Genomic DNA, 23,855 nt, shown 5'->3' with positions numbered 1-23,855 from the left:
ACGGCGGAAACGTACCGGCGCGGCCCGAAGGCCGCGCCAGCGATCACGCTTAGTTGCGGATGTTGATGATGGTCTGGGTGAGCGTGTTGTCGGTCGAGATGACCTGCGCGTTCGCCTGGTAGTTGCGCTGCGCCTTGATCATGTTGACCAGCTGCGCGGTCAGGTCGGCTGTGTTCGACGCCTCGAGCGAGCCGGACTGCACGCTGCCGACATCACCGGAGTTGGCCGTGCCGCGGATCGGCTGGCCCGATTCCGACGACGGCGCCCAGTTGGTGTCGTTCAGCTGACGCAGGCCCTGGTCGTTGGCGAACGTGGCGATGGCGAGCTGGCCCAGCGGGGTGCTCACGCCGTTGGAATACTTCGCCGAGACCGTACCGTCCTTGGCGACGTCGATATTGGAGAAGGTACCGGCGGCGTAGCCGTCGTTCGACACGGCCGTGGTCGAGGAGTTGTCACCGAACTGGGTGACCTTGCTCATGTCGACGGTGAGGTTCAGCGGTGCGGCACCCGGGTTGGGCGAAACGGCGCCGTAGTTGAGCTTGCCACCGGCCGGGGTCGTGATCGCACCGCCCGCACTGAAGGTCATCTGCTGGGCCGTGCCCACTTCAGTACCGTCCACGGTCATGTGGGTGTTCCACGTGTTCGGATTGGTCGCATCCTTCACGTAGTACATGTTGACCGTATGCGAGGCACCAAGGGAATCGTAGGCCTGGAACGTCGACAACGTGTTGTAGGTCTTGTCGTTGGTCGGATCGAATGCGCCGCCGGTCGGCGCCGTGGCGCTGGCTGCCAGGTTCGCGGTCAGGCCGATGGCGGTCGAGGCCTTTGCAGGCGCCGAACCGGTGGTCAGCTTCAGGTCGGCGAGGCTGCTGACGTCGAAGCCGCCGTTGGCGGTCGGCGGGTAGACCTGCACGTTCTGGCCCGTGGCGTTGACGACGTTACCGTTGTCATCGGGATGGAAGTTGCCAGCGCGGGTGTAGGAATAGCCCGAGCCGTCGCGCAGCGTGAAGAAACCCGCGCCGCTGATCGCGAAATCGTAGGAGTTACCGGTCTGCGTCGCGGCGCCGTCGCTGAACTGCTGGGCGATATTGGTCAGACGCACGCCGCTGCCGGCGACCTGAGCGGAAAGATTGTTTCCTGCTGCCGAGTAGACCTGCGAAAACTCGGCGCGCGAGCCCTTGAAACCGACGGTGTTGACGTTGGCGATGTTGTTCGCGGTGACTTCCAGGTCGGAAGACGCCGCATTGATGCCGCTTAGGGCGATGTCGAATGGCATGGTGGAGGTTCCTTGCTGGAGTTACAGGATTTGCGCGATCTGGCTGAGCAGGGCGCCGCCGAAGCCGGCCACCTGCACGTAAGTTCCATCGGTACCCGAGGCACCGACGCCTTCCACCTTTCCGCGAACGAAGGTATCGATCGCCGTGCCGCCGGAAGTTGCGGACATCTGATATGTGCCGTCGGGCAACTGGGTGCCGTCATCGGACTTGCCGTCCCAGCTGAACTGGGCGAGACCTGCGTCCGGCTGGCCCAGGTCGATCGTGCGAACGACGTTGCCGGCGGTGTCCTTGATCTGCACGTTGACGTAGGTGCCCGAGCTACCCACGTTCACCGCGCCATTGAGCGAGGAATCCTCGAGCTTGCCGGCGTTCGACGGGACGAGCACTTCCTGGCCCACCAGTGCCGCGGCGCGGACAAACTGATCGCCGGTAAGACCCGAAGCGAGCGTGTCGAAAGAGCTTTGCAGCTCCTGCGTCGCGGCAACCTGCGAGAACTGCGCCATCTGGGCCACCATCTGGGTGGAATCCATTGGCTTGGTCGGATCCTGATTGGTCATCTGCGTGACCATGAGCTTGAGGAAGTCCGACTGGCTCAGCGTCTGCTGCTGCAACTGGCCGGTTGAAGACGATGAAGACGAGGAACTGTTACCGCTGACGGCGTCTACCATGGGAATTCCTTACTTGCCGAGGTCGAGCGTCTTCTGCATGAGCTGCTTGGCGCTGTTCATGACTTCGACGTTGTTCTGATAGGAGCGCGACGCGGAGATCATGTTGACCAGCTCGTCGACCGTGTTGACGTTGCTTGAATAGACGTTGCCGTTCGCGTCGGCGAGCGGATTGGAAGGCTCGTAGCGCGCCTGGATCGGCGCCTGGCTTTCGGTGACGCCGAGCGTGCGGACACCGCCGCTTTCCATCTGCCCGTTGACCTGCTGCTGCACCGCCGAAAACAGCGGCTGCTTCGCGTGGTACGCGCCGGCCTCGCTGCTGGCGAGGCTGTCGGCGTTGGCCATGTTGCTGGCCGTGGTGTTGAGTCGGGCGGACTGTGCCGCCATGCCCGAGCCGGCGACGTCGAAGATCTTGAGCAGGCTCATGAGCTGGATCCTGTAATGGCCATGCGCATGGCATGGATCTGCGCGGTGATGAAGCTGAGCGAGGCCTGGTAATGGATGGCGTTGGCGGCGAACTGGGCCTGTTCGACCTGGGTATCCACCGTATTGCCGTCCATCGTGGGCTGGGTCTGGACGCGGTAGGCGAGCTTGTCGGCGTCCGTTGCGGCGAAGGCCGCGTTGCCGCCGATGTGGCCGGATTCGGTCGCCGCCATCTGCAGGCCCGGGCCGTCGCTGGTCCCGCTGGCTGCGGTCATCGCTTTTCGAAAATCGAGGTCGCGCGCGAGGAAGCCCGGCGTGTCGGCATTGGCCAGGTTCGACGAAATGACTTCCGCACGGCGCTGCCACAGGCCAAGGGCCTGGGCGTGTACGCCTAACAGCGGATCCGGTTTGTCGATCATGGGCTTGGCCCCCTCGTTAGCTTGGCCCGAGGGGTTGAGCAAGAGCCGTGCCACGCAGGGCCAGACACGCGAAACGGCGCCGTGGCGCCGTTTGCGGTATATCGTGCCGGGCGTTTTCTTGCGGGTGCCGGAATTCCGGCGCCTGCGGCGATCCGGTCAGTGACGGATGACCGTCGCCAGTCGCCAGGCGGCTATCAGGCCGGCAGGAGGTCGAGCACAGCCGTCGCCAGGATATCCGGCTGGAACTTGGCGATGAACCTGTCCGCGCCAACGCGGGCCACCATCGCTTCATTGAAGACGCCGCTCAGCGAGCTATGAAGCAGCACCTTCATGTGACGCAGCTGGGCGTCTTCCCTGATCGCGGTGGTCAGCGCGTAGCCGTCCATCAGCGGCATTTCGATATCGGAAACGACCAGGTCGACGCGTTCATCGGCCGGGCCCATGGCCATGGTGCGCAGCTTGTCGAGACCTTCCCGACCGTCCTTGGCGATCACGCATTCCAGGTCCATCTTGCGGAACAGATCGACCAGCTGGGTGCGGGCGACCGCCGAATCGTCGACCACCAATACCCGGCGATTGCCGGCCTGCTGCACGTGGGCGGCCTGCTGCACACGATCGGAAAGCTGGGCCGTCGAGGGCGCCACCGACGCCAACACCTGTTCGACGTCGACGACGGCGAGCAGATCCCCATCGAGCCGGGTGACTGCATTGACCCGCGCCCCGTAGCCCAGCGCGGCCGACGGAGCAGTCAGGTTGGCACCGTCCACATGGACGATGCGATCGACGTCGGATACCAGGAAGCCCTGTACCGACAGATTGAACTCGGTGACGATCAGGTGCGCGCTTTCCACGCTGGCCAGGGGCGGATAGCCCATGGCAGCAGCAAGGTCGACGACCGGAATGGTGCTGCCGCGGTAGTCGAAGCTGCCCGAGACCAGTGCGTGCATGCTCGGCATCCGCTCCAGGCGTGGCCGGCGAAGCACTTCGCGCACCTTGAACACGTTGATGCCGAACGCCTGGCGGTCGCCGAGGCGAAACAACAGCATGGCCACGCGGTTGTGACCGGCCAGGCGGGTAAAGGTGTCCACGGTGTCGAGCAGCGGTCGGGCCATGACGTGCGAGGCATCTACAGAAGGTGTCGCGAACCGTATCGGCGGGAGCGCCGGTTTCTGTAGTCGGGTGAATGGCACGCCGATTGCATGACTCAAGTCCTGACGCTCCCGACCGATTAAGTGGAGCGACCATCCGATGAAAGCGAAATCATGACCCTCCTCTGGAGCCAGCACGTCCGCCTCCTCGCCCACGCCGCCGCCCAGGGCGATGCGGCGCGCGTTCGCGCCCTCTCCGCGCAGTATCCGGCCGCAGCCAGCGCCCTTGGCGCCCTGCTCAAGCCTGCCGAGCCGCGGACCGCACCCGCGACCACCATCCAGGCGATCGAGCAACAGGGCATGGTGTTGACCAACGCCCAGGCGCTCGGTGGCACCCTGCTGGAACTGGGCAAGGTGGTGGAAGGCGCGCGCGATACCGCCGGGCGTTTGACGGAGGCCAGCGCCAGGATTTCGACAGCGCTCGACCAGGCCTACGCCGGCGCAACGGGCATGGGCGATTCGGGTAGCCAGGGCCTGGCGACCGCCGGTGACCTCGACGGCCAGCTACGCCTGCTCCGCAGCGCGCTGTCGGGCATGAGCCGCAACCACGCACAGTTCTCCGAATACTTCACCGCGATCCGCAAGCTGACCGCGACGGTGCAGGACATCGCCCACCAGACCAATCTCGTCGCGCTCAACGCCGCGATCGAGGCAGCACGTGCCGGTGAGGCGGGCCGTGGGTTTGCCGTCGTCGCCGACGAGGTGAAGCAACTCGCTGAGAAGACCACCCAGGCCACCGCCGAGATCGACCAGACCACCGAGGCCGTCGGCCAGTTCGCCGGCCAGCTCGACGACGCCGTGCAGAACAGCCTGCGCCGCCTCGACCAGACACAGTCCGGCATTGCCGGGATGCAGGCTTCGATGGGGCGCGTGGACGAAGCCGCTCGTGGCGCACGCGGCAATATCGATGCCGCACGCGAAGGCATGGGCGCGCTGCAGGGTCGCATCACGGCCATCCAGGCCACCCAGGGCACGCTTGGCCGTGTCGCCAACGATGCACGCCGCCAGGCCGATGCCGCGGCGCGCGCTGCCGTACTGGCGCACCGCCTGAGCCTTAGCCGGCTTGAGACCGAGGGCGACCTCGATGCCGCCAGCCTCAGCCAGATGATCCGCGAAGCCAGCCAGGGTCTACGCTACGCCGTGGAGCTCGCCTCGCGCGATCCGGCCAGCCTCGATCGTCGCTGGCTCGACACGACACCGCTGATGCGTTGCATCGACCAGTTCCGCGTGCGCCGCCCCGACAGCCCGACCGACGGCATTCGTGCCGCAGGCGAACGCTTCTCCGCGCTCGCTTCGCAATACGCGATCACCCTGGGCGAAGGCCGTCACGCCGACGCCAGCCACATGGTCGCCGAGCTCAACCGGGAACTGGACGCGATCACGCAGGGTTTGTCCGCTTCGCTGGCGGAACGCGCCGCGTGAAGCCGGCCGCCCTCGCCCAAGGCGTCGCCCTGGCCACCTTGCTCGTGCTCTCGCCTTGCGCGGAAGCCGGGCAGCCGGTGGACGCGGTGCGCACGGCGGCGGTGACCTGGCTGCAGCAGAACCGCACCCTTCCCGGCGCACGCATGACGGCGGAGGCCGATCCGCTCGACAGCCGTCTACGACTGGCGGATTGTCCGCAGCCACTCGAGGCCTCCCTGCCCGGGAACCGGCCGCTCGGCGCCCGCGTCAGCGTGGCCGTCCACTGTCCCGTACCGGGCGGCTGGACGGTACGCGTCCCGGTCAGGGTCAAGATGTTCTCCAACGTGCTCGTCACCACGCGCCCGCTCGCTCGCGGCGACGGCATCGGTGCCGGCGATGTCCGCGCCGAGGAGCGCGACGTCGCCAGCCTCTCTTATGGCTACGTCGCCGAGCTCGGCCAGATCCAGGGCCGTTCCCTCGCCCGCCCGCTCAGTGCCGGCACGGTGCTGACACCCGGCATGCTCGCTGGCCGCCAGTCCGTCCGGATTGGCGATTCGGTCAGCATGCAGGCCGACGTCGAGGGCGTGGTCATCCGCGTCGCCGGTGTGGCCATGGGCGCCGGCGACACCGGCACCCGCCTCAAGGTTCGCAATGCTTCCTCCGGGAAGGTGCTCGACGCCGTGGTCACCGGTCCGGGCACCGTCGCGGTACTGCCATGAACAAAATCCAAACCCGGTCACACTTCCAGGCCTAGGGCCAGTTAAAGTTCGCCGACAGGCCGCCGATAAGGGGTTTGTAGGACACCAGCTCCGAGGGACACACCATGACGACGACAATCAAACCCGGTATCCAGGCTCCGCAGCCCCAGGTGCAGCTCCGCACCCAGAACCAGGCTGCCGGCTCCGCCGCCTCGACGCAGAGCGCCAGCTCCGTGCGTCCGAGCGACGACAGCGTCAAGATCACCGACTCGGCCAAGGCGCTCGACGCCGCCAGCCGTGGCGATGGCATCGACAGCAAGCGCGTGGATGAAATCCGCAGCAAGCTGGCGGACGGCACCTACAAGCCGGATTCCCAGGCCATCGCCAGCAAGTTTCTTGCGATGGAAGGCCAGATCGGCGGCAAGGCATGACCGATTCGCTCGGCTCCGACTTCGACGCGGCAGTCCGCGCCGTCATGGGCGACCTCGCCCGTGAGGTCGACGCGCTGCACGCCACCCTGATCGACGAGCGCATGGCGCTCGACCAGGCTGACACGCATGCACTCGACACAGTCAGCCGGGTGAAGGGCAAGCAGCTCGACCGCATCGAGAAACTCGACGCCGAGCGTCGGCATGTCGGCGATGCGGCCGGCGTCGACACGCTGAACGATCCACGCTGGACGCACACGATCGAACAGTTGGTCGAGTGTCGTAAATTGAATGAAGTCAACGGCCGCATCGTCGGCCAGCGGATCGGTCACGTTCGCCAGGCGCTTGCGCTGCTCGCGGGCGATTCGCCGGGTGGATCCACCTACGGCCCGAACGGCGGGACCACGCGGGTAAAACTGCGGTCCGCCACCATCGCGCAGGTTTGACCCACACCTAAAAGCATCCCCACGCTCACCCAGACGGCGCACCAACATAGCAATGGCAGTGACCCCCCAGCCGACAGCGGTGAATGACGACGGTATCCTCCCGATCGTCCGCGTACCCATTCTGGACAGGAAGCAGGCGCTGTTCGCCTACGAGCTTCTGTTCCCCCGCCCGATCGGCAGCGATATCGACGCCGCGGCGCTTGCACACACGCAGGCCACGCTGAGCGCGATCGCCGACGGCAGCCTCAAGCGCCTGGTTCGCGACAATCGTGCCTTCCTGCACATGTCGCCGCAGTTGCTCCTTGAACACTCGGACATCCTTCGTCACAACGCGCGCCTCGGTGCCAGCATCAGTGCGGACCTCGGTACCGACGACCAGTTGCTGGAGAAGCTGCGTGAGCTGAAGGGCCATGGCTGCCTGTTCATGCTCGAGGACTTCAATCTCCCCGCCGACCCCGAGCACCGGGCCGGCGTGGATGCGCTGCTGCGCATCGTGCAGTTCGCCAAGGTCGCGGTGGATCATCGCCACCCCGTCGCGGCGCGTGCGCACATGGACTACGTCCATGCGTTCGGCGTCAAGGTCATCGTTACCGGCATCGACTCCCACGAAACCTTCGTCGACTACGCCGATCAGGATGTCGACGGTTTCCAGGGCAAATACCTGCTTCGCCCGGAGCGCGTGGACATGCCGCGCCTCGCGCCGAGCAAGCTCGGCGTGCTGCGTCTCATGGGCGCCCTGCAGGATCCGGAAAATGGCCCGGTCGAGCTCGGCAAGATCATTCGCGACGACGCCGTCCTGAGCTACAAGCTGCTCGGCTGCGTGAACTCGGCTTATTTCGCCCTGCCCCGCCAGCTCAAATCGGTAGAGCAGGCCGCCGTGTTCTTCGGCGTGAATCGCATGCGCAACTGGATCTTCACCATGGCCGTGTCCGGTATGGATGAGCGTCCGCCGGAGCTCCTGCGCCTGGCCCTGATCCGCGCGCACATGTGCGAAAAGCTCGCGCGCACCATCAAGCCCGAACTGCAGGAAATGGCCTTCACGGCCGGCCTGTTCTCGCTGCTCGATACCCTGATGAATGTGTCGATGGCCTACGTGCTCGAGCACCTTCCCCTGGCGATCGAAATTCGTGAGGCATTACTGGAAGGCGCCGGTCCGTTCGCACCGTTGCTCGACCAGATCCGCCACTGGGAACAGGGCGAGCTGGAAAGCGACTCGGCCCTGCGCACGCAGCACCTGCAGACGATGGCCGCCATGTACGTCGAAGCCGCGAGCTGGGCCGACCACGTCTACGCCTTCGCCGATGGCACCGCCGTCGTAGAAGCCGAAGCCTGACGCGGGCCTGGGTGTCGCAAGCACCCATCGCCGCTGAAGCGGCTCCGACAAAGAGCTCCGTCAGGTCACGCTGGCGGCGATCACGTGGATGACCACGTACTGCCAGAGCAGCATCAGGGCCATGAGGCCGATGACCAGCAAGGTCAGCCCGGCGCCGACGGCGCGACCCGCCGAATTGCCGGCCGCACGCGACAGGCCGAGCGCGTGCACGACACGCGCGACCACGAGTGCGATGCCGAACGCATGCAACAGCAACGGCACCGTCTGGTCCAGTTCGAGAACCAGCAGAAGGATCAACGCCAACGGCACATACTCCGTGGCATTCCCGTGGGCGCGGATGGCGCAGGCGACACTACGGTCGCCGCCGTCGCCCAGCCCGATACTGGTACGCCGGCGAATGAGCATCACACGCACGGCCAGCCCGAGGATGAGCAAGGTCAGCAGTGCCGCATAGAGGCCGGTGATGCGCATGATCGTGCTCCTTAAGGGGTCAGTCGGGCTGCGACATCGAACGCTGCTGCACGCGCCAGATAGCAAGGCCTGCGCCGAGCACGGCAACGAGCAACCATACGCTTGCCGTCATCGCATCGCCAGCCAGCCACATCGCTCCCGCAACGGCTGGCACCACGACCGCGCCCATGCCCACGGCGAACAGGGCATCTCTGCGCAAACGGCTCGTACAGGCCAGCAGGAACGCACCCAGCGCAGCCAGGACGAACGCGGCGAGGCGAACCATCAGAACTGCCTGGGGCGGCTCAGGCATCGCGGGCAGGACGTCGAGCAGGCTGCGATCGCCTACCTGCACGTCGAACCCGGGGTCGCCGTCGTTCGCTGCGCGTGGTATCAGCGTATCGCCTTCGATGCTCGCCAGCACCGTCATCGACTGGACGGGCACCGCCTCCCAGCTTATCCGCAGGTCACCCAGGCGCGGATTCGATGGCTTGCTGCTGGTCACCAGCCTGTCGTCGACACGCTGGAAGGTGGCCGCCAGGTTCGCCGGCAACTTGTGTTCGTCGGGCGCGATATCGATCCGCCCGGGAAACGCGCGGATGATCGGCGTGGACAGTTTGAAATTACCGAGCTTCACCTCGCCTGCTTCGAACTGACGTCCCTGGATGGGGAATGCACCCGGATTCACGTGCCCGGCGGGCTTGGCGAAGTTGCTCGCGTCGATGGGACGATCGACCCAGTCCAGCTCGTAGTGGGTGCTGCCACCGACCGTGATCTCCCGCCACTGGAACATTTCCACGTGACGAATGAGGATCGGCGAGTCCGCGCGAACGTTGAACTCGGGATCGCGAGGGGCATCGAGAATCTGCGGCGTTCCGCTGACGCGGGTGGTTGAACCGTATTGCCCCGCGGTAGGCCGGCCCTCCGTCCCCAGGTCGAGAACGGGCGCACCGTGGCGTGCCACCGCCGCGCCGTAGTCCATGACGCGGTGTTCGTTCCAGGCGATCAGACCCAGCCCCGCAAGCAGCAGCACGGCGCCCGCGATACGCGAGCCCCAGGCCATACCGCCGTCTTTCATCGTTTGTTTCGACCTCATCCTGCCCCCGTGCCCGTCACCGGCGTCCTTACGCCTCGATGCCGCTTAGTCGTTCATGCGTATCGGCAGCCGCATAGCGGCCTTTACCGTCCTTTTCCACGGACGCCATGGCGCAATCGTGGTCGTGGGTAAAGAACAGCTTTACGCCACGTTCTATCTTGTCGTCGAGGAATGCCCGTTTCTCGTCGATCAGTTTTTCCGGCCAGCGGTCGTAGCCCATCGTTACCGGCAGATGCACCCAGGGCCGACCGGGGATGAGGTCGGCGCAGAACGCAACGCCACCGACCTCGGCGAGCATGAGCCCCGGCGTATGGCCCTCGGAGAAGTCGAAACGTACGGCATCGCCCAGTGAGGACGTTTGCCCTCTTTCGACGAGTTCGAGCCGGCCGCTTGCTTCGAGCAGACCCACCAGCTCGGGAATGAACGAGGCGCGGTCGCGCGGATGCGGATCGCGCGCGCGCGACCAGTGTTCCGCGCCAACGAGGAAGCGTGCATTCGGAAACAGCAACGTGGCAGGCTGCCCCTCGACCCAAGGCGCAAGCAGGCCGCCAGCGTGATCGAAGTGAAGGTGCGACAGCACCACGGCGTCGATGTCCTCATGGCGAAGACCGACCTCGGCGAGGGAGTCGAGCAGCACGTGGCGATCCTCGACGACGCCGAAGCGCTCGCGCATGGCGGGATCGAAGAACGCGCCGATGCCCGTCTCGAACAGCACGTTCCTGCCATCCAGGCCGGTAACCAGAAGGCAACGGCAAGCCAGCGGAATGCGATTCTCCGCATCCGGCTCCACCCAGCGCGACCACATGACGCGCGGCGCGTTGCCGAACATCGCGCCGCCGTCGAGCCGCTGGGAATTGCCGATAAGTGACCAGAGCTTCATGAGGACAACCTTACTGCACCTTGCCGAGCCCTGACGGGCGGCGCGGGTCGCTGGCCGCATCGAGTTTGTTCGTGCGGTGGTCCCAGGTGACGACGTTCATGAAGCCCCACGGTGAGCGATTTTTCAGCACATGCCCCATATCCGTCAACGCTTTGGTCGTGGCGTCATCGAAGACGCCGGCCTCGACATCGACGCGATCGGGCAGGTACTGGTGGTGGTAACGCTTCTGCGCGGTGATCTCCGACGCGCTCTTGCCGTCGATGAAGGCGAGGATTCCCTCGAGCACCTGCGTGATGATGGTCGACCCGCCAGGCGAGCCGATCACCGCCGTGCGGTCGGCGCCGAAGACGAAACTGGGCGACATCGACGACAACATGCGCTTTCCGGGCTCCGGCGCATTCGCCAGCGCACCGCGAAGGCCGAAGGCATTGGGCTGACCTGGCACGAGGGCGAAGTCGTCCATCTCGTCGTTGAGCACCACCCCGGTGCCCTTGGCGACAAAGGCCGAACCGAACTCGAGATTCACCGTGAGCGTCGAGGCGACCATGTTGCCGTCGGCATCGATGACCGAGAAGTGGGTGGTGTGCATGCCAGGCTCGGGTGCCATCGAGGTCGGAAGCAGGTCGGACGGTGTGGCCTTGTCCGGCGAGATCGTCGCACGCAGGCCGTCGGCGTAGTACGGCGACAGCAGCATGTCGAGGGGCATCTTCACGAAGTCGGGATCGCCGAGATATTCGTTGTGATCGCGAAATGCCCTGCGCATCGATTCGATGGTGAGATGCGTGGCATGGGCGACGTCCAGCCTTGTGAGGTCGAAGCCGCCGAGGATGTTGAGGATTTCAGCAATGGCAACGCCGCCCGACGACGGTGGCGGGGCCGTGACGATGCGATAGCCCTTGTAGTTGACGCTGAGCGGTTCGCGCTCTTTGGCCTGGTAGGCCTCGAGATCGGCGGCGGTCCAGTTGCCACCGCCGCTACGCGATGCATCGACGAGAAGTTTCGCCGTCTCGCCTTTGTAGAAGCCGTCATGGCCCTTCGCCGCAAGTCGCTGCAGGGTTTTCGCCAGATCGGGTTGCTTCAGGGTCCAGCCGGCGGAGGGAACGTTGCCGCCGGGCAGGTACACTGCGGCCGAAGCCGGATACCGCGCGAGGACGTCCTTGCGATCTTCGATGGTTCCGAGGAAACGCGCGTCCGGCTGGAAGCCTTCCGTCGCGATGCGGATCGCCGGCGCGAGCGACGCCGACAGCGGCAACCTGCCGTAGTGCGATGCCATCCATACCAAGCCGGCCGGTTCACCCGGAATGCCGGCGGACAGCGGGCCGTTGGTCGAGACATCGCGGTTGGGCTGACCGTCCTTGCCGACATAGACCTTCATGTCGACAGCCTTGGGCGCGGTTTCGCGGGCGTCGATGAACACATCGCGGTTGTCGGAAGCGCGGTGCAACAGGGCCATGAAGCCACCGCCAATGCCCGAGCTCTGCTGCTCAACCACGGCAAGCGTCGACGAGACCGCAACGGCGGCATCGAACGCATTGCCGCCCTTGGCCAGCACTTCGAACCCTGCGTTGGTGGCGAGGTAGTTGGCGCTGGCGATGGCGGCGTGGCCAGGACCCTTCGAGGGAACCGACGGATTTTGTGCGGCAGCGCTGCCTGCGCCGGCAACAAGGAAGAGGCTCGCGGCGAGCACGCGCCACGACGGGGCATGGACCATGGGGTTTCGCTCCGGAATAAAGATATCGCTATCGGTGAGATTAACCGATGACGCCGGGCAAGGGCTTACGAGGCGGCTTTCGCCATCAGGTGCTCGTACTTGAGCATGAGCTGGTCACGCGACTCGACGCGGTCGGGATCGTTCGGGATGCACTCTACCGGGCAGACCTCGACGCATTGCGGCACGTCGAAATGACCCACGCACTCCGTGCACAGGTCCGGGTTGATCTCGTAGTAAACCTCGCCAAGCGAGATGGCCTTGTTCGGGCACACGGGTTCGCAGACGTCGCAGTTGACGCAGGTGTCGAGGATGATCAGGGACATACCGGTCATTTTACCCCTACATCAGCCAAAAAAAGGGCGCCGCAGATGCGACGCCCTTCTTCAGACACCGGAACCGTCGATCAGTAAGCGACGAAGCGGTACGTGGCGCCGGTCGGGGCCAAGGCGTCGGCAACGCGCTGCTGATCGGCCTGGTCACCGATGAACAGGATGATGACGTTCTTGAACGAGCCCGCGTTCGCGCCCTTGAAGGCTTCGACCATGAGGTCGGCGGTCTTGGCCGACTCCGGGCCACCGAAGACGAGCATGTTGCCCGGGGTGACGCCGCGGGCAACGGTGCCCTGGACGTTCTCGAGCTGGCGGGCGCGACCGTCCTGGCCAGCCTGGTCGTCGCCAGCCGGAACGAAGTACGGGAAGGGACGGTCGGCCGTCATGCCCTGCATGTTCTTGCGCACGATCTGGCCGAAGTACTGGCTCCAGGCCTTGGTATCGGTCGGGTTGGTCGGCTTGGCAACAGCGGCTTCCTGCGTCGTCGCAGCCTGATCGGCGTCTTCGGACTTGTTGCAGGCGGACAGAGCCAGGGCGGCGGTCAGGGCCACGGACGCGGCGAGGACGAACTTACGCATGATGATCACCTTTGTTTTCAAGAGTTGCGCCAGCGTTGGCGCATGGCCTGCTGCACCGCCGGATGCACGAAGCCGGAGATATCGCCACCCAGGCGACCGATTTCACGCACTAGCGAGGAGGAAATGAAGCTGTATTGCTCGGCCGGGGTCAGGAACAGCGTCTCGGCCTGGGGAATCAGGTGACGGTTCATGCTGGCAAGCTGGAATTCGTATTCGAAGTCCGACACGGCCCGCAGGCCCCGCAGGATCACGCCCGCGCCGATCTCGGCGACGAAATGGGCGAGCAGGCAATCGAACCCGCGAACTTCCACATTGGGCAGGTCGGCCAGCGCCAGGCGGGCCAGCGCGATGCGCTCACCCAGGCTGAAGCCAGGCCCCTTGTTCCGGCTCTCCGCCACGGCGACCACGATGCGGTCGAACAGGGGCGCGGCACGGGATACGAGATCGGCGTGACCGTTCGTGATCGGATCGAACGTGCCGGGATAAACGGCAAGTCGCGGATTGGCCGGCAGAGGAGTCATGTAGGTGGGTCGAAGGAAAGCGCGGGCTAGCTTAACGGATCAGCCGGGGTGCGGCGATAGAGGGCGTAGGCGACCTCCCCGGCGTGACCCTGGCGGTGCGGAAGCCAGTTGGCAGGCAAGCTGAGTACTGCGCCGCGGGGTGCCTCCACGTAGATCCAGCCGCGGGCGACGATCCAGCCGCCGTCTTCCAATTGCCGGGCGGTGTCAGCCCAGGCATCCAGGGCGAACGGCGGGTCGAGGAGGACGACGTCGAAAGGCCGACCGGAGCCGCGGAGCCAGCGCGACGCGTCGTCGGCGATCACTTCCGCACTGACCTTCAGCCGCGCCAGGTTTGCCTTAAGGGCGGCCGCCAGTCGCGCCTCGCGCTCGACGAAGGTCACCGACCCCGCGCCGCGGGACAACGCCTCGATGCCGAGTGCCCCGGTTCCCGCGTAGAGATCGAGGCAGCGAGCCCCGCCCACCACCGGCTGAAGCCAGTTGAACAGGGTTTCGCGGACGCGATCGGCCGTGGGCCGGAGCCCCGGCAGATCGGGGACGTCGAGCCGGGAGTTGCGCAGGGTTCCACCGATGATGCGGACGCGGCCGGACGCGTTCATCGCTCAGCGGCCAGTGAGGGCGGGAGTGCTAGCATTCGCCTATTGTCTTTGAATCGCTGGCGCAATGCTCAAGTTCTGGAAGAAGAAGCCCGTCGAACCCGCCGCGACGCCCGACGTCGCGCCGCCCGAAGATCGCCCGGAGAAGGCTGCGGATACCGCCTCGATCGACGCCGGCCCGGCCGTCGCCGAAGCGCTCGCCGAAACCGTTCTGCCCGAGCCCGAGGCGCCCGAGGTCGAGCCGGATGTCGAGGAAGCCTCGATCGTCGAAGCGGCGCAGCCGGCCAAACGCAGCTGGCGCGAACGACTTTCCGGCAGCGGGTTCGCCAAGAGCCTGACCACCCTCTTCGTTCGTCACCCCAAACTCGACGACGACCTGCTCGACGAACTGGAAACGACGCTGATCACCGCCGATGTCGGCGTGGAAGCCAGCAGCAACCTGGTCGAAGATCTCCGCAAGCGGATGCACAAGCGCGAATTCGCCGACGCCGGGGACCTCCTGAAGGCCCTGCGCCGCGAGCTCGTCGCCCTGCTCAAGCCGGTGGAGAAGCCGCTCGACGTCTCGACGTCCACGCCCTTCGTCATCCTCACCGTCGGTATCAACGGCGTCGGCAAGACCACCACCATCGGCAAGCTGGCGCGCCGCTACTCGGATGAAGGGCGCAGCGTGATGCTGGCCGCGGGCGACACCTTCCGCGCCGCCGCCGTCGAGCAGTTGAAGGCCTGGGGCGAGCGCAACAAGGTTCCCGTGGTTTCCCAGGGACAGGATGCCGACTCCGCCAGCGTGATCTTCGACGCACTGCAGGCCGCCCGGTCGCGCGGTACCCAGGTCCTTATCGCCGACACGGCGGGTCGCCTGCACACGCAGGGCGGCCTGATGGACGAACTCGGCAAGATCGGTCGCGTGATGAAGAAGCTCGATGCCGCCGCTCCGCACGAAGTGCTCATGGTGATCGACGGCACGACCGGCCAGAACGCGATCAGCCAGCTCCGCCAGTTCCGGGACACCGCTGGCGTCACGGGCCTGGTCGTCACCAAGCTCGACGGCACCGCCAAGGGTGGCGTGATGTTCGCTCTCGCACGCGAATTCAAGCTGCCCATTCGCTATGTCGGACTTGGCGAGACGGCGACCGACCTGCGCGTCTTCGATGCGGAAGCCTTCGTCGACGGCCTGTTGCCGGCGAGCCTCGGTGGCTGAGTGAGCGTCGCATGGCAGGCCTCCCGGCGATGAACCGTCGACTGCGGCTCGGGCTTCTTGTCGTTGCTGGTTTTGTCGTGGCTATCGTCGTCGCGGCCTTGATCGCGATGTACGTCGTGCTCCAACCGGAGCGCTTCACGGCGCTGCTGCAATCGCGGGCGCGCGTCGCCGGCCTCGAACTCACGCTGGCCAATCCTGCCAGCCCCACGCTGTTTCCCAAACCGTCGCTGGAACTGGACGGGATAACGCTGCGCGGCGCGGACGGCGGCACCCCGCTGATCGTCGCCTCGCGGGGCAAGATCGTGCTTCCGTGGCGCACCCTCATGGGTGGGGAGGCCACTATTTCGCGGCTCGAGATCGAGGGAGCACGCATCGATCTCGATGCCGTCTCGTCCTACCTGGATACTCTTCCGCCCCGGTCATCCACAGCGGGTGCGATCCTGCCTGAAATCGATGCAGGTTTCCGCGTCTCGCGAAGCACACTTCTACGCGGCAATCGCCTCCTGCTTTCCAATGTAGATATCGATGCCGGCCGACTCGCCAACGGGCACCGCTTCACGCTATCGGTCGATGCGAGCACGTCGGAAGAAGCTATTTACACACTCGACCTCGCGACGACCCCGTCGCTCGTTCGCGGCGTTCTGACGCTGGGCGGTCTCGACGTCGACCTTGCTGGCAAGGATCGCTTCGGGGCGAAGCTGCGCGGCGATGCCACCTGGCGAGGCGGCGCCGATGTCGGCGCGTCGCTGGCCGGACAGCTCACACGCCCGGGCACGGCACCTTACGACATCGTGCTCGGGGTGGCTCCGGCCAACCAGCGTGACCCCCTGTCGATCGCCCTGAAGGTCGACGGTGAGCACGACCACGCGGATCTGCACATGCCGCCTATCGCGCTGGCCGACTGGTGGGCGGGCATGCAAGCCGGACGTCCTCCCACGCTGCCTCCTGTAGAGGGCAGCATCGAGGCCACGCAGGTCGACGTCGGCAGCGTGCATATCAAGGGCCTGCAGGTCCGGGCGACACCCACGGCGCCAGCTGCCAGCGGCACGGCCGCTCCCCCGGCCGCGTCGCCATGAACACGTTTGCCACGGAACTGCTTCGCTGGTACGACCATCACGGCCGCAAGGACCTCCCCTGGCAGCATCCGCGCGATGCATATCGCGTGTGGCTTTCGGAGATCATGCTGCAACAGACCCAGGTGGTTACGGTCATCGGTTACTTCGAACGCTTCGTGCAGCGGCTGCCTACCCTCGCCTCGCTGGCCGAAGCCGAGGAAGACACCGTGCTGGCGCTGTGGTCGGGGCTTGGCTACTACCGCCGGGCGCGCTTCCTGCATCGGGCCGCGCAGCTATGTGTCGAGCGCCACGATGGTGAATTGCCGCGCGATCTCGATGCCCTTCTCGCGTTGCCGGGCATCGGTCGCTCCACGGCCGGCGCGATCCTCGCCCAGGCCTACGGCCTGCGTTTCCCGATCCTCGACGGCAACGTAAAGCGCGTGCTGACTCGCTACCACGGGGTTGTCGGACATCCCGGCGAAAGCGCCGTTGAAAAGCGGTTGTGGTTGTTTGCGGACGAGCACACGCCAGCGAAACGCACGACGGATTTCACCCAGGCGATCATGGATCTTGGCGCCACGGTCTGCGTGCGCAGCAAACCGTTGTGTCCGCTGTGCCCTCAGGCCGCGCGCTGCGTAGCGTTGCGCGACGGCCTCACCGCCACTCTCCCGACTGCCAGGCCCGGTAAGAAGATTCCGACGCGCGCGCTCTCGATGTTGCTGCTGCGCGACTCACGCGGTCGCATCCTGCTGGAGAAGCGCGGCGCCCAGGGCGTTTGGTCGGGCCTGTGGAGCCTGCCGGAGGCGGACGATACGACGGTAGCCATTTCCGTCGCGGCACGTATCGCCCGCGTCGGCGACGCCGACCCCCTGCCCGCCTTTACCCACGTCTTCAGTCACTACCGACTGGACGTTTCCCCCATCCTGTTCGACCATGCGGCCCCGCTTGCCGCCGTGGCCGACCGCCCCGACCGTCGCTGGTGCGACCGGGATGAAATCGCCTCGCTCGGCCTGCCCGCCCCGGTGCGCACGCTGCTGCACAACCTTCCGGAGATATCCCCATGACGCGCATGGTTCACTGCGTGAAACTCGGCCGTGAGGCCGAAGGACTCGATTTCGCTCCCTGGCCCGGCGATCTCGGCAAGCGCATCTACGAGGGCGTCTCAAAGGAAGCATGGGCGCAGTGGCTGAGCCACCAGACCATGCTTATCAATGAGATGCGCCTGTCGCCACTGGACCCGAAAACCCGCGGCTTCCTCAGCGGCGAAATGGAGAAGTACTTCTTCGGCGGCGATGTCGTACAGCCCGCTGGGTATGTTCCGCCCGAAAGAGAGGCTTGACGTCGGCGCCCGCAACGGATTTAATACGCGGCTCCACTCGCCGCAACATTCGTTGCAGGCACTCGTGGCTCGGTAGCTCAGTTGGTAGAGCAGGGGATTGAAAATCCCCGTGTCGGCGGTTCGATTCCGTCCCGAGCCACCATTTCGCAACGCTCCGCCTCCTCAGCGAACACAGCGTTGCGTGATCTCCCCCCGCCCTGCTACAAACGACATGTATTTCGTCGCGTCGGTTGCCGCTGGCGCATTTGTCGACCGCACGGATCGGGGGGGCAGCGTCACATGGCAGGTATACGAGTCGCTCTATTGATTTCCATCGTCGGTCTCCTGGCCGGTTGCGCGGGGTCCAGGCAGGTAAAGCTGGCCGACGGCGATCAGGCCCTTGTCGTGTCTTGCGATTCAGGCTCTCAAACCATCGGCGACTGCTACAACAAAGCGTCGGGCCTTTGCCATGGACCCTACGAAGTACTGGATCGCAACGAAGGTTCCCAGGTCAACTACAGCATCAGCCCCTATAAGGCTGCGGGGGGTGGCATGCCGAAGCGGGACATCCTGGTTCAGTGCCAGACCTGAGTCGACGAGACCAGAAAAAATTCTGTTGATGAAGGCAAAGGCCCGCCCACGAGCGGGCCTTTCGCGTTCCGTTGCTCCGCGGCGGCTACCGACATCATGGCGTGGGCGCGCGCTACAGACAGTCCGGTCCTCTCCGGGCGAATCTGATTCGGCCCTGCGGAGATCCTTCATGACCATCCTGAACGCGACAACTGAAACTTCGAGATCGGTCTCGATTCTCAATTCAGGCGGCTATTCGACTCGTTACGCTGACTTTCCCGAAGCACACCCCACAGAGAACAACCCGGTGACTATCGAAACCCTGCTCAGGAGCATCGACGGAAGACTCCAGTCGATAGACGGGCGTCTGGACACCATGGATAAGCGTCTGGACACCATGGATCAGCGTCTGGGCTACATGGACAAACGTCTGGACAAAGTCAGCGAAGACATCGTTGAACTGAAAATCCAGACGTCAGCCATCGGAGCGCGCCTCGTCGTTGTCGAACAACGCCTCGATCGAGTCGAGGATCGGTTTGATCTGACAGAGGAACGCTTCAATCGCGCCGAGGACCGGTTTGTCCGGCAGGAAATCCAACAGCGCGAGGCTGACGGCAAGCTCACTCGAATCGACGCACGGATTGACCACCTTCCTACCTGGAAGAGCGTTGCGTCGACGAGCCTTGCCACCCTGGTGAGCTGCGGCGGACTTTTCGTCTGGCTCGCCGATGGCGGCGCGAAGACCCTCGCTGGCTTCTTTGATTAAGGCGAATCGCTCAATCGGCATACCGTCGCCACGAAGATGTTTGAGTGAGGTTTATAAGGCAAGCGCGCCGTATAGCCGCGCTCAGGAAATGAGGTAACCCATGTCCACAGCACTTACCGAAACGCCGAAGAACGCCACCTTTCCGTCGCAGGGCCCCGCCTTCGCCCAGTCCTTTGGCGGTGACGTCGCGATGGTTGTTCTCCGGGAGATACAGAGCGATCTCCGGGAAATGTGGAGCGATCTCAGCGAGATGCGGCGCGACGTGACCGAGCTTAAGGTGGGCGTGACCGAGCTGAGAGTCGACGTCAAGCACCTGACAACCACGACCGAGTCGATCGAGAGAAGGGTCGAGATCGTCGAGCGCAAAGTAGAGGTTATGGTCAATTGGAAGTTCTCCGTGTTCGGTGGCGCTGCGGTGCTCGCCGTCCTTTGGGGAATCTTTAAGGCACTCGCGGGCTATGTGCACTTTGGCTCGATGGGCGGATAAGCGGCTGCCATCCGCCCGTTAAATATTCACATCACGCCCTGGCTCAACTTCGCACTGATGAAGCGCATCTTCGAGGCTCGCCTGCTCATCGACGCGATCCAGCCCAGCAGGCTTTCTGGCAAGCACGCCGTCGATGCGACGAATCCGCGCGTCCATAGCTACACGAAGCTGCTCGCGGCCCAACTGGCCGCACGGCGTTCGTGGCTTCCAGGCGGATAGCGCCGCCGCACGCGACGCTAGCGTAAGCACGCGCTGCGGAGCGTCGTCATGCCCGGCCTGCTGTGCTTCGGTTACCTGCGCCTGCCATTCAGCAAGCGTCGCATGCAGGTCGGCGATGTCCGCAGCTTGCGCCGTGGCATCCGCCGTGCGCGCACGGTGGGATGCCGTGAATGCCAGCATCGCCGTGGTTGCCGAGGCCACGAAAGCGATCAGGAGGACCACAAGCGCGACGCGACGGCCGTTGGCGCCGGGGCGTGGTGTTTCGGGCTCAGGGTTGTTCATATCCGCTCCGCTGTTGCGCACAATCGCCTCATTCTGACCGATTAGCCAGACCCGTGGACGCCAACGCGGGCGACCCGGGGCGCGACATGGTGTCGCTTGGAGGGCGACCCAGGTAACGGAAATGACCTCGTTACGTCGCTATATTCGGAGGACTTCCCGCCCCCAGGAATCCTCCACGCATGATCCGGATGTCCCGACTCGCCCTTCTCGCGGCCCTCACCGCAGCCATCGCCCAGCCGGCCATCGCCGACGAACTGAGGGTGATGTCTTTCAACGTCCGCACTATTACCGGAAAGGACGGCCCGAACCGCTGGGAGGCACGGAAGGACCTGTTCGCCGATACCATCCGGCAACTTCATCCGGACGTGATCGGTACGCAGGAGCTGGCGAAGGAGCAAGGTGACGACACGGTCGCACGACTCCCGGAATACACCTGGTTCGGCCGCGACCGTTTTGGCGCGCACACCGACGAGCACATGGGCATCTTCTACAGGAAGGATCGTCTGAAACTCGTCGAAAGCGGGGACTACTGGCTCTCCGATACCCCGGACAAGGTCGCGAGCATTACCTGGGGCAACATCTTCCCGCGCATGGTGAACTGGGCGTTGTTCGAACGACTTTCTGACCATAAGCGCTTCTATCTGCTCGACACGCATTACCCGTACCGCGACCAGGATGAAGACGCCCGCTCTCGCAGTGCGCGCGAAATGGCAACGTGGATCGGGAAGCTACCGGCCGGCGTACCGGTCATCATCACGGGCGACTTCAACACCGGGCCGGAGAGCGAAGCGCATGCCACGCTTACGGCCGCGCTGAAGGATGCATGGTCCGCCGCGCCGAAACGTGAAGGCCCGGAAGACACCTTCCACGACTTCACCGGCAAGCCCACGAAGCGGATCGACTGGATTCTCTATCGCGGCGTGGAGGCCACGTCGGTGCAGACCGTGACTACCTCGAAGGACGGTCGTTATCCGTCCGATCATTTTCCCGTCGAGGCGAACTTCAGCCTTTGATCTTTCGCTGCCCGACGTCGCCGCCGCGCTCGACGACGCGGCGACGTCGGTAGCGCAGTCGGCGCCGCAGACCGTCGACACTTCGTACGGCAACCGTCTTCGGCCGCGTCCGGGGTGCCGGGAAGACGGCCTGCGACAGGGCGATACCCCAGCGATCGAAGCTCCGATCAAAGACGACGGCCGCCGCAATGACGGCAGCGAATGTCGCGGGAATGGTGAGTAGTGCAGCCGGCACGGCACCGAGCGCCAGCGTCTTCGATACCATCACGTAGAACCACGCCGAGAAGCTGAGCAGGATTGGCAGGTGCACAAGGTAGAACGCATACGAGACACGTCCCATGAACTGCGCGGGTCGACTCTGCAATACGCCATCGAGCAGCCCGCACCGCACGACATACAGCAGAAGCACGCCACCAACGACGTTGAACAGGGCTTTTCGCTCGTTGTCGGCAAGCGGCACGACATGCGTCCAGTCGTACCACGGCGACACGTCGAAACCGCCGCAGATGACGGCGCCGATAAGTGCCAAGGCGAGCCATGGCTTCGACGTTGTCAGGCGCGCCTCACCGACGTGGCTACCGGCAAGAAACGCCGTGTAGTACGGCCAGTCGTGCGGAAAGAACCAGGCCAGCAAGGCGACGGCGACAGCAAAGTTGACCACGCCGGAGCGCCCGGGCAGTGTCAGCGACCGGTAGGCGAACACGAACATAGAGCCGAGCAGCTCGATCTTCATCGTCCATAACGTGGGGTTGAACCGCGACCAGCCACCGAGCAGCGTGCCGTATACACCGTCGCGCAAGGCCTCAAGCAAGTCCGGCGGCTTGCTCCAGAAGTTCGCGATCCAGTGCGACCCGGAAAGGGCACCCGCTTCCCTGGCATGCGACCAGCCCATGCTCATGACGAACCAGGCGAACATCACCGACCCGAAGATCGGCACGCATAGCCTCAGGTAGCGGCGCGAGGCGCGGAGCCGGAAGATCATGGCATCGCCGCGCTCGATATAGGCCTTGGTCAGTACATAGCCGCTGAGCACGAAGAAGATGCACACCGCGAACTGTCCGTTCCACAACACGGAGAGTGGCGCGAAGCCAATGATATGGTCGACGACGCCACGCATGGCGTCCGGCGTGGTCGTGTCGGGGTAGATGAAGGCGAACCCGCCGGGCAGGAAGGCGAGAAACAGATGGCAGAGCAGCACATTGACTGCAGCGAGGCCGCGCAGCCCGTCTGCCGAGATGTCTTTCCGCATGCCAGGTCCCGCTTGAAAAGCACTATGTAAACAGGACCCGGTTGGCCGTCGGGTGAACGTGGGGTGGGCCTGTCAGGGAACCTTTGGGGCGGTGCAAGGCTTGTGACGACTTGCCAGCGTGGCGGAGGCCGGCGATAGTCGGCGCCATCAACTGGGGGACAACGCCATGCGCCGTTTGCTTGCTACCGTCACGATGCTGCTCGTCGCCGCTTGCGCGTTCGCCGCGCCGGCCGACACCGCTCCTATCTCTCCGAGTTCGTATTTCGATCACGCCGGGCACGATGACATCCTGTCGGGCGGCGTGAAAATGATCACGATCGACACTCCCAAGGGCAAGTTTCGCGTCTGGACCAAACGGGTCGGCAATAACCCGACCATCAAGGTGCTCTTGTTGCATGGCGGCCCTGGCGCCACGCATGAGTATTTCGAGGCCTTCGACAGCTACTTCCCCGGCGCGAGCATCGAGTATTACTACTACGACCAGCTTGGCTCGGCGTTCAGCGACAAGCCTACCGACGAGTCGCTGTGGGAAATCCCCCGCTTCGTCGACGAGGTGGAGCAGGTGCGCCAGGCCCTCCACCTGGACAAGGACAATTTCTACCTGTTGGGCCATTCGTGGGGCGGCGTGCTCGCGATCGAATATGCCCTGAAATACCCGCAGCACCTGAAGGGCCTGATCATTTCCAACATGGTCGACAGCATCCCGGCGTACAACCAGTACGCGACGAAGGTACTGATGCCCGCGATGGACCAGAAGAAACTCGCCGAGATCAAGCGCATGGAGGCGGAGAAGAAGACGGATGATCCGGCTTACATGGCCCTCCTCATGCCCCTGCACTACGAGAAGCACATCCTGCGCATGCCGGCCGACCAGTGGCCGGAGCCGGTGCAGCGCTCGTTTGGGCACCTCAACGAGCAGATCTATGTATCCATGCAGGGTCCCAGCGAACTCGGCGCGAGCGGCAAGCTGCTGAACTGGGATCGCAGCAAGGAGCTGAAGACGATCAAGGTGCCGACGCTGGTGATCGGTGCGCAATACGACACGATGGACCCGAAATACATGGAAGCCATGGCTAAGAAGATGCCCAATGCGCGGTTTCTGCTTTGCCCGAAGGGCGGGCATCTGGCGATGTATGACGATCAGCAGACGTATTTTTCGGGGTTGATCGGGTTTCTGAAGGATGTGGATGGGGGTAAGGCTTTGCGGTGAGCCATTGAGGGCGCGGCTTCACTGCGCTGTCGGCTTTTCGCCGATGAATCGGCTCCCACATGGCCTGATGGCTTTTCGCCGATGAATCGGCT

The 23,855-nt window shown here is 64.7% G+C and carries 29 protein-coding genes and 1 tRNA gene; 15 read left to right on the top strand and 15 right to left on the bottom strand.

Features of this window, described 5'->3' with window-relative positions:
* Positions 1-49: 49 nt before the first annotated feature.
* From flgE to ACVWWJ_RS05795, 5 genes are all read right to left on the bottom strand, one after another.
* Entirely contained in the window at positions 50-1,276 is a 1,227-nt protein-coding gene (gene flgE, locus ACVWWJ_RS05815) for a flagellar hook protein FlgE (RefSeq protein WP_159893533.1), read from the bottom strand.
* Between the two features lie 21 nt (positions 1,277-1,297).
* A complete protein-coding gene (locus ACVWWJ_RS05810; RefSeq protein ID WP_159893531.1) occupies positions 1,298-1,945 on the bottom strand; it encodes a flagellar hook capping FlgD N-terminal domain-containing protein in 648 nt (215 codons plus the stop codon).
* Positions 1,946-1,954: 9 nt separating this feature from the next.
* On the bottom strand, positions 1,955-2,368 hold the full coding sequence (flgC, locus tag ACVWWJ_RS05805; RefSeq protein ID WP_456967078.1) for a flagellar basal body rod protein FlgC: 414 nt from the start codon (positions 2,366-2,368) through the stop codon (positions 1,955-1,957).
* The gene (gene flgB / locus ACVWWJ_RS05800; protein ID WP_159893527.1) at positions 2,365-2,784 is read right to left on the bottom strand and encodes a flagellar basal body rod protein FlgB; all 420 of its coding nucleotides are present in this window, start codon (positions 2,782-2,784) and stop codon (positions 2,365-2,367) included. Before flgB ends, flgC begins: the two co-directional genes overlap by 4 nt.
* A gap of 194 nt (positions 2,785-2,978) precedes the next feature.
* Complete coding sequence (locus tag ACVWWJ_RS05795; protein ID WP_456967077.1) at positions 2,979-3,896, bottom strand: chemotaxis protein; 918 nt, start codon at positions 3,894-3,896, stop codon at positions 2,979-2,981.
* A gap of 150 nt (positions 3,897-4,046) precedes the next feature.
* On the opposite strand from ACVWWJ_RS05795, the gene ACVWWJ_RS05790 reads away from it, so the two are divergent.
* The 5 genes from ACVWWJ_RS05790 (at position 4,047) to ACVWWJ_RS05770 (ending at position 8,238) form a co-directional block, all read left to right on the top strand.
* Positions 4,047-5,354: a methyl-accepting chemotaxis protein gene (locus ACVWWJ_RS05790; RefSeq protein WP_200851754.1), complete on the top strand. Its 1,308-nt coding sequence runs from the start codon at positions 4,047-4,049 to the stop codon at positions 5,352-5,354.
* A complete protein-coding gene (flgA, locus tag ACVWWJ_RS05785; protein WP_456967076.1) occupies positions 5,351-6,052 on the top strand; it encodes a flagellar basal body P-ring formation chaperone FlgA in 702 nt (233 codons plus the stop codon). Before ACVWWJ_RS05790 ends, flgA begins: the two co-directional genes overlap by 4 nt.
* Positions 6,053-6,156: 104 nt before the next feature.
* A complete protein-coding gene (flgM, locus tag ACVWWJ_RS05780; RefSeq protein ID WP_159893525.1) occupies positions 6,157-6,462 on the top strand; it encodes a flagellar biosynthesis anti-sigma factor FlgM in 306 nt (101 codons plus the stop codon).
* Entirely contained in the window at positions 6,459-6,905 is a 447-nt protein-coding gene (locus ACVWWJ_RS05775) for a flagellar protein FlgN (RefSeq protein ID WP_159893524.1), read from the top strand. The genes flgM and ACVWWJ_RS05775 overlap by 4 nt, the downstream gene beginning before the upstream one ends.
* Before the next feature lie 52 nt (positions 6,906-6,957).
* Complete coding sequence (locus ACVWWJ_RS05770; RefSeq protein WP_159893523.1) at positions 6,958-8,238, top strand: HDOD domain-containing protein; 1,281 nt, start codon at positions 6,958-6,960, stop codon at positions 8,236-8,238.
* A 60-nt stretch (positions 8,239-8,298) separates the two neighbouring features.
* Here the strand turns inward: ACVWWJ_RS05770 and ACVWWJ_RS05765 are convergent, their stop codons facing one another.
* From ACVWWJ_RS05765 to rsmD, 8 genes are all read right to left on the bottom strand, one after another.
* The gene (locus ACVWWJ_RS05765) at positions 8,299-8,709 is read right to left on the bottom strand and encodes an MAPEG family protein (protein ID WP_159893522.1); all 411 of its coding nucleotides are present in this window, start codon (positions 8,707-8,709) and stop codon (positions 8,299-8,301) included.
* 19 nt (positions 8,710-8,728) lie between these two features.
* Positions 8,729-9,766 (bottom strand): TMEM43 family protein, encoded by a 1,038-nt coding sequence (locus ACVWWJ_RS05760; protein WP_456967075.1) that lies wholly within the window; start codon positions 9,764-9,766, stop codon positions 8,729-8,731.
* Between the two features lie 46 nt (positions 9,767-9,812).
* Positions 9,813-10,664 (bottom strand): MBL fold metallo-hydrolase, encoded by an 852-nt coding sequence (locus ACVWWJ_RS05755; protein ID WP_456967074.1) that lies wholly within the window; start codon positions 10,662-10,664, stop codon positions 9,813-9,815.
* A gap of 10 nt (positions 10,665-10,674) precedes the next feature.
* Entirely contained in the window at positions 10,675-12,375 is a 1,701-nt protein-coding gene (gene ggt / locus ACVWWJ_RS05750; protein WP_456967073.1) for a gamma-glutamyltransferase, read from the bottom strand.
* A gap of 65 nt (positions 12,376-12,440) precedes the next feature.
* A complete protein-coding gene (locus ACVWWJ_RS05745) occupies positions 12,441-12,698 on the bottom strand; it encodes a YfhL family 4Fe-4S dicluster ferredoxin (protein ID WP_063571679.1) in 258 nt (85 codons plus the stop codon).
* An 80-nt stretch (positions 12,699-12,778) separates the two neighbouring features.
* A complete protein-coding gene (locus ACVWWJ_RS05740) occupies positions 12,779-13,282 on the bottom strand; it encodes a hypothetical protein (RefSeq protein ID WP_159893573.1) in 504 nt (167 codons plus the stop codon).
* A 17-nt stretch (positions 13,283-13,299) separates the two neighbouring features.
* Complete coding sequence (coaD, locus tag ACVWWJ_RS05735) at positions 13,300-13,803, bottom strand: pantetheine-phosphate adenylyltransferase (protein ID WP_063571678.1); 504 nt, start codon at positions 13,801-13,803, stop codon at positions 13,300-13,302.
* 26 nt (positions 13,804-13,829) lie between these two features.
* Positions 13,830-14,399 (bottom strand): 16S rRNA (guanine(966)-N(2))-methyltransferase RsmD, encoded by a 570-nt coding sequence (gene rsmD, locus ACVWWJ_RS05730; protein WP_456967072.1) that lies wholly within the window; start codon positions 14,397-14,399, stop codon positions 13,830-13,832.
* A gap of 64 nt (positions 14,400-14,463) precedes the next feature.
* Between rsmD and ftsY the strand changes: the two genes are divergently transcribed.
* The 8 genes from ftsY (at position 14,464) to ACVWWJ_RS05690 (ending at position 19,790) form a co-directional block, all read left to right on the top strand.
* Complete coding sequence (gene ftsY, locus ACVWWJ_RS05725; protein ID WP_456967070.1) at positions 14,464-15,594, top strand: signal recognition particle-docking protein FtsY; 1,131 nt, start codon at positions 14,464-14,466, stop codon at positions 15,592-15,594.
* Positions 15,595-15,605: 11 nt separating this feature from the next.
* On the top strand, positions 15,606-16,670 hold the full coding sequence (locus tag ACVWWJ_RS05720; protein WP_456967069.1) for an AsmA family protein: 1,065 nt from the start codon (positions 15,606-15,608) through the stop codon (positions 16,668-16,670).
* Positions 16,667-17,713, top strand: coding sequence for an A/G-specific adenine glycosylase (gene mutY / locus ACVWWJ_RS05715; protein WP_456967068.1), 1,047 nt, complete (start codon positions 16,667-16,669; stop codon positions 17,711-17,713). The genes ACVWWJ_RS05720 and mutY overlap by 4 nt, the downstream gene beginning before the upstream one ends.
* The gene (locus ACVWWJ_RS05710; protein WP_159893509.1) at positions 17,710-17,988 is read left to right on the top strand and encodes an oxidative damage protection protein; all 279 of its coding nucleotides are present in this window, start codon (positions 17,710-17,712) and stop codon (positions 17,986-17,988) included. The genes mutY and ACVWWJ_RS05710 overlap by 4 nt, the downstream gene beginning before the upstream one ends.
* A 66-nt stretch (positions 17,989-18,054) precedes the next feature.
* Positions 18,055-18,130: transfer RNA gene (locus ACVWWJ_RS05705), tRNA-Phe, on the top strand.
* 137 nt (positions 18,131-18,267) lie between these two features.
* Positions 18,268-18,558 carry a hypothetical protein gene (locus tag ACVWWJ_RS05700; RefSeq protein WP_159893507.1) on the top strand — a complete coding sequence of 97 codons (291 nt, stop codon included), beginning with the start codon at positions 18,268-18,270 and terminating at the stop codon, positions 18,556-18,558.
* Between the two features lie 169 nt (positions 18,559-18,727).
* A complete protein-coding gene (locus ACVWWJ_RS05695) occupies positions 18,728-19,303 on the top strand; it encodes a hypothetical protein (RefSeq protein ID WP_456967067.1) in 576 nt (191 codons plus the stop codon).
* Between the two features lie 100 nt (positions 19,304-19,403).
* Positions 19,404-19,790, top strand: coding sequence for a hypothetical protein (locus tag ACVWWJ_RS05690; RefSeq protein WP_456967066.1), 387 nt, complete (start codon positions 19,404-19,406; stop codon positions 19,788-19,790).
* 18 nt (positions 19,791-19,808) lie between these two features.
* Here the strand turns inward: ACVWWJ_RS05690 and ACVWWJ_RS05685 are convergent, their stop codons facing one another.
* Positions 19,809-20,291 (bottom strand): hypothetical protein, encoded by a 483-nt coding sequence (locus ACVWWJ_RS05685; RefSeq protein ID WP_456967065.1) that lies wholly within the window; start codon positions 20,289-20,291, stop codon positions 19,809-19,811.
* Positions 20,292-20,470: 179 nt separating this feature from the next.
* Between ACVWWJ_RS05685 and ACVWWJ_RS05680 the strand changes: the two genes are divergently transcribed.
* Positions 20,471-21,304, top strand: coding sequence for an endonuclease/exonuclease/phosphatase family protein (locus tag ACVWWJ_RS05680; RefSeq protein ID WP_456967064.1), 834 nt, complete (start codon positions 20,471-20,473; stop codon positions 21,302-21,304).
* Here ACVWWJ_RS05680 and ACVWWJ_RS05675 read toward each other — a convergent pair.
* Complete coding sequence (locus ACVWWJ_RS05675; protein WP_456967063.1) at positions 21,294-22,553, bottom strand: acyltransferase family protein; 1,260 nt, start codon at positions 22,551-22,553, stop codon at positions 21,294-21,296. The genes ACVWWJ_RS05680 and ACVWWJ_RS05675 overlap by 11 nt on opposite strands.
* Before the next feature lie 166 nt (positions 22,554-22,719).
* Between ACVWWJ_RS05675 and ACVWWJ_RS05670 the strand changes: the two genes are divergently transcribed.
* On the top strand, positions 22,720-23,763 hold the full coding sequence (locus tag ACVWWJ_RS05670) for a proline iminopeptidase-family hydrolase (RefSeq protein ID WP_456967062.1): 1,044 nt from the start codon (positions 22,720-22,722) through the stop codon (positions 23,761-23,763).
* Positions 23,764-23,855: the final 92 nt, after the last annotated feature.

Source organism: Luteibacter sp. HA06, assembly GCF_054061215.1.
Note: the sequence above shows the minus strand (reverse complement) of the source record. Positions and strands in the feature narration are given on the sequence as shown.

What these genes read in the sequence shown, in the direction of transcription:
- flgE (WP_159893533.1), bottom strand. Translation starts at nt 1,276, where the DNA reads ATGCCATTCGACATCGCCCTAAGCGGCATCAATGCGGCGTCTTCCGAC.
- ACVWWJ_RS05810 (WP_159893531.1), bottom strand. Translation starts at nt 1,945, where the DNA reads ATGGTAGACGCCGTCAGCGGTAACAGTTCCTCGTCTTCATCGTCTTCA.
- flgC (WP_456967078.1), bottom strand. Translation starts at nt 2,368, where the DNA reads ATGAGCCTGCTCAAGATCTTCGACGTCGCCGGCTCGGGCATGGCGGCA.
- flgB (WP_159893527.1), bottom strand. Translation starts at nt 2,784, where the DNA reads ATGATCGACAAACCGGATCCGCTGTTAGGCGTACACGCCCAGGCCCTT.
- ACVWWJ_RS05795 (WP_456967077.1), bottom strand. Translation starts at nt 3,896, where the DNA reads ATGGCCCGACCGCTGCTCGACACCGTGGACACCTTTACCCGCCTGGCC.
- ACVWWJ_RS05790 (WP_200851754.1), top strand. Translation starts at nt 4,047, where the DNA reads ATGACCCTCCTCTGGAGCCAGCACGTCCGCCTCCTCGCCCACGCCGCC.
- flgM (WP_159893525.1), top strand. Translation starts at nt 6,157, where the DNA reads ATGACGACGACAATCAAACCCGGTATCCAGGCTCCGCAGCCCCAGGTG.
- ACVWWJ_RS05775 (WP_159893524.1), top strand. Translation starts at nt 6,459, where the DNA reads ATGACCGATTCGCTCGGCTCCGACTTCGACGCGGCAGTCCGCGCCGTC.
- ACVWWJ_RS05770 (WP_159893523.1), top strand. Translation starts at nt 6,958, where the DNA reads ATGGCAGTGACCCCCCAGCCGACAGCGGTGAATGACGACGGTATCCTC.
- ACVWWJ_RS05765 (WP_159893522.1), bottom strand. Translation starts at nt 8,709, where the DNA reads ATGCGCATCACCGGCCTCTATGCGGCACTGCTGACCTTGCTCATCCTC.
- ACVWWJ_RS05760 (WP_456967075.1), bottom strand. Translation starts at nt 9,766, where the DNA reads ATGAAAGACGGCGGTATGGCCTGGGGCTCGCGTATCGCGGGCGCCGTG.
- ACVWWJ_RS05755 (WP_456967074.1), bottom strand. Translation starts at nt 10,664, where the DNA reads ATGAAGCTCTGGTCACTTATCGGCAATTCCCAGCGGCTCGACGGCGGC.
- ggt (WP_456967073.1), bottom strand. Translation starts at nt 12,375, where the DNA reads ATGGTCCATGCCCCGTCGTGGCGCGTGCTCGCCGCGAGCCTCTTCCTT.
- ACVWWJ_RS05745 (WP_063571679.1), bottom strand. Translation starts at nt 12,698, where the DNA reads ATGTCCCTGATCATCCTCGACACCTGCGTCAACTGCGACGTCTGCGAA.
- ACVWWJ_RS05740 (WP_159893573.1), bottom strand. Translation starts at nt 13,282, where the DNA reads ATGCGTAAGTTCGTCCTCGCCGCGTCCGTGGCCCTGACCGCCGCCCTG.
- coaD (WP_063571678.1), bottom strand. Translation starts at nt 13,803, where the DNA reads ATGACTCCTCTGCCGGCCAATCCGCGACTTGCCGTTTATCCCGGCACG.
- rsmD (WP_456967072.1), bottom strand. Translation starts at nt 14,399, where the DNA reads ATGAACGCGTCCGGCCGCGTCCGCATCATCGGTGGAACCCTGCGCAAC.
- ftsY (WP_456967070.1), top strand. Translation starts at nt 14,464, where the DNA reads ATGCTCAAGTTCTGGAAGAAGAAGCCCGTCGAACCCGCCGCGACGCCC.
- ACVWWJ_RS05720 (WP_456967069.1), top strand. Translation starts at nt 15,606, where the DNA reads ATGGCAGGCCTCCCGGCGATGAACCGTCGACTGCGGCTCGGGCTTCTT.
- mutY (WP_456967068.1), top strand. Translation starts at nt 16,667, where the DNA reads ATGAACACGTTTGCCACGGAACTGCTTCGCTGGTACGACCATCACGGC.
- ACVWWJ_RS05710 (WP_159893509.1), top strand. Translation starts at nt 17,710, where the DNA reads ATGACGCGCATGGTTCACTGCGTGAAACTCGGCCGTGAGGCCGAAGGA.
- ACVWWJ_RS05700 (WP_159893507.1), top strand. Translation starts at nt 18,268, where the DNA reads ATGGCAGGTATACGAGTCGCTCTATTGATTTCCATCGTCGGTCTCCTG.
- ACVWWJ_RS05695 (WP_456967067.1), top strand. Translation starts at nt 18,728, where the DNA reads ATGACCATCCTGAACGCGACAACTGAAACTTCGAGATCGGTCTCGATT.
- ACVWWJ_RS05690 (WP_456967066.1), top strand. Translation starts at nt 19,404, where the DNA reads ATGTCCACAGCACTTACCGAAACGCCGAAGAACGCCACCTTTCCGTCG.
- ACVWWJ_RS05685 (WP_456967065.1), bottom strand. Translation starts at nt 20,291, where the DNA reads ATGAACAACCCTGAGCCCGAAACACCACGCCCCGGCGCCAACGGCCGT.
- ACVWWJ_RS05680 (WP_456967064.1), top strand. Translation starts at nt 20,471, where the DNA reads ATGATCCGGATGTCCCGACTCGCCCTTCTCGCGGCCCTCACCGCAGCC.
- ACVWWJ_RS05675 (WP_456967063.1), bottom strand. Translation starts at nt 22,553, where the DNA reads ATGCGGAAAGACATCTCGGCAGACGGGCTGCGCGGCCTCGCTGCAGTC.
- ACVWWJ_RS05670 (WP_456967062.1), top strand. Translation starts at nt 22,720, where the DNA reads ATGCGCCGTTTGCTTGCTACCGTCACGATGCTGCTCGTCGCCGCTTGC.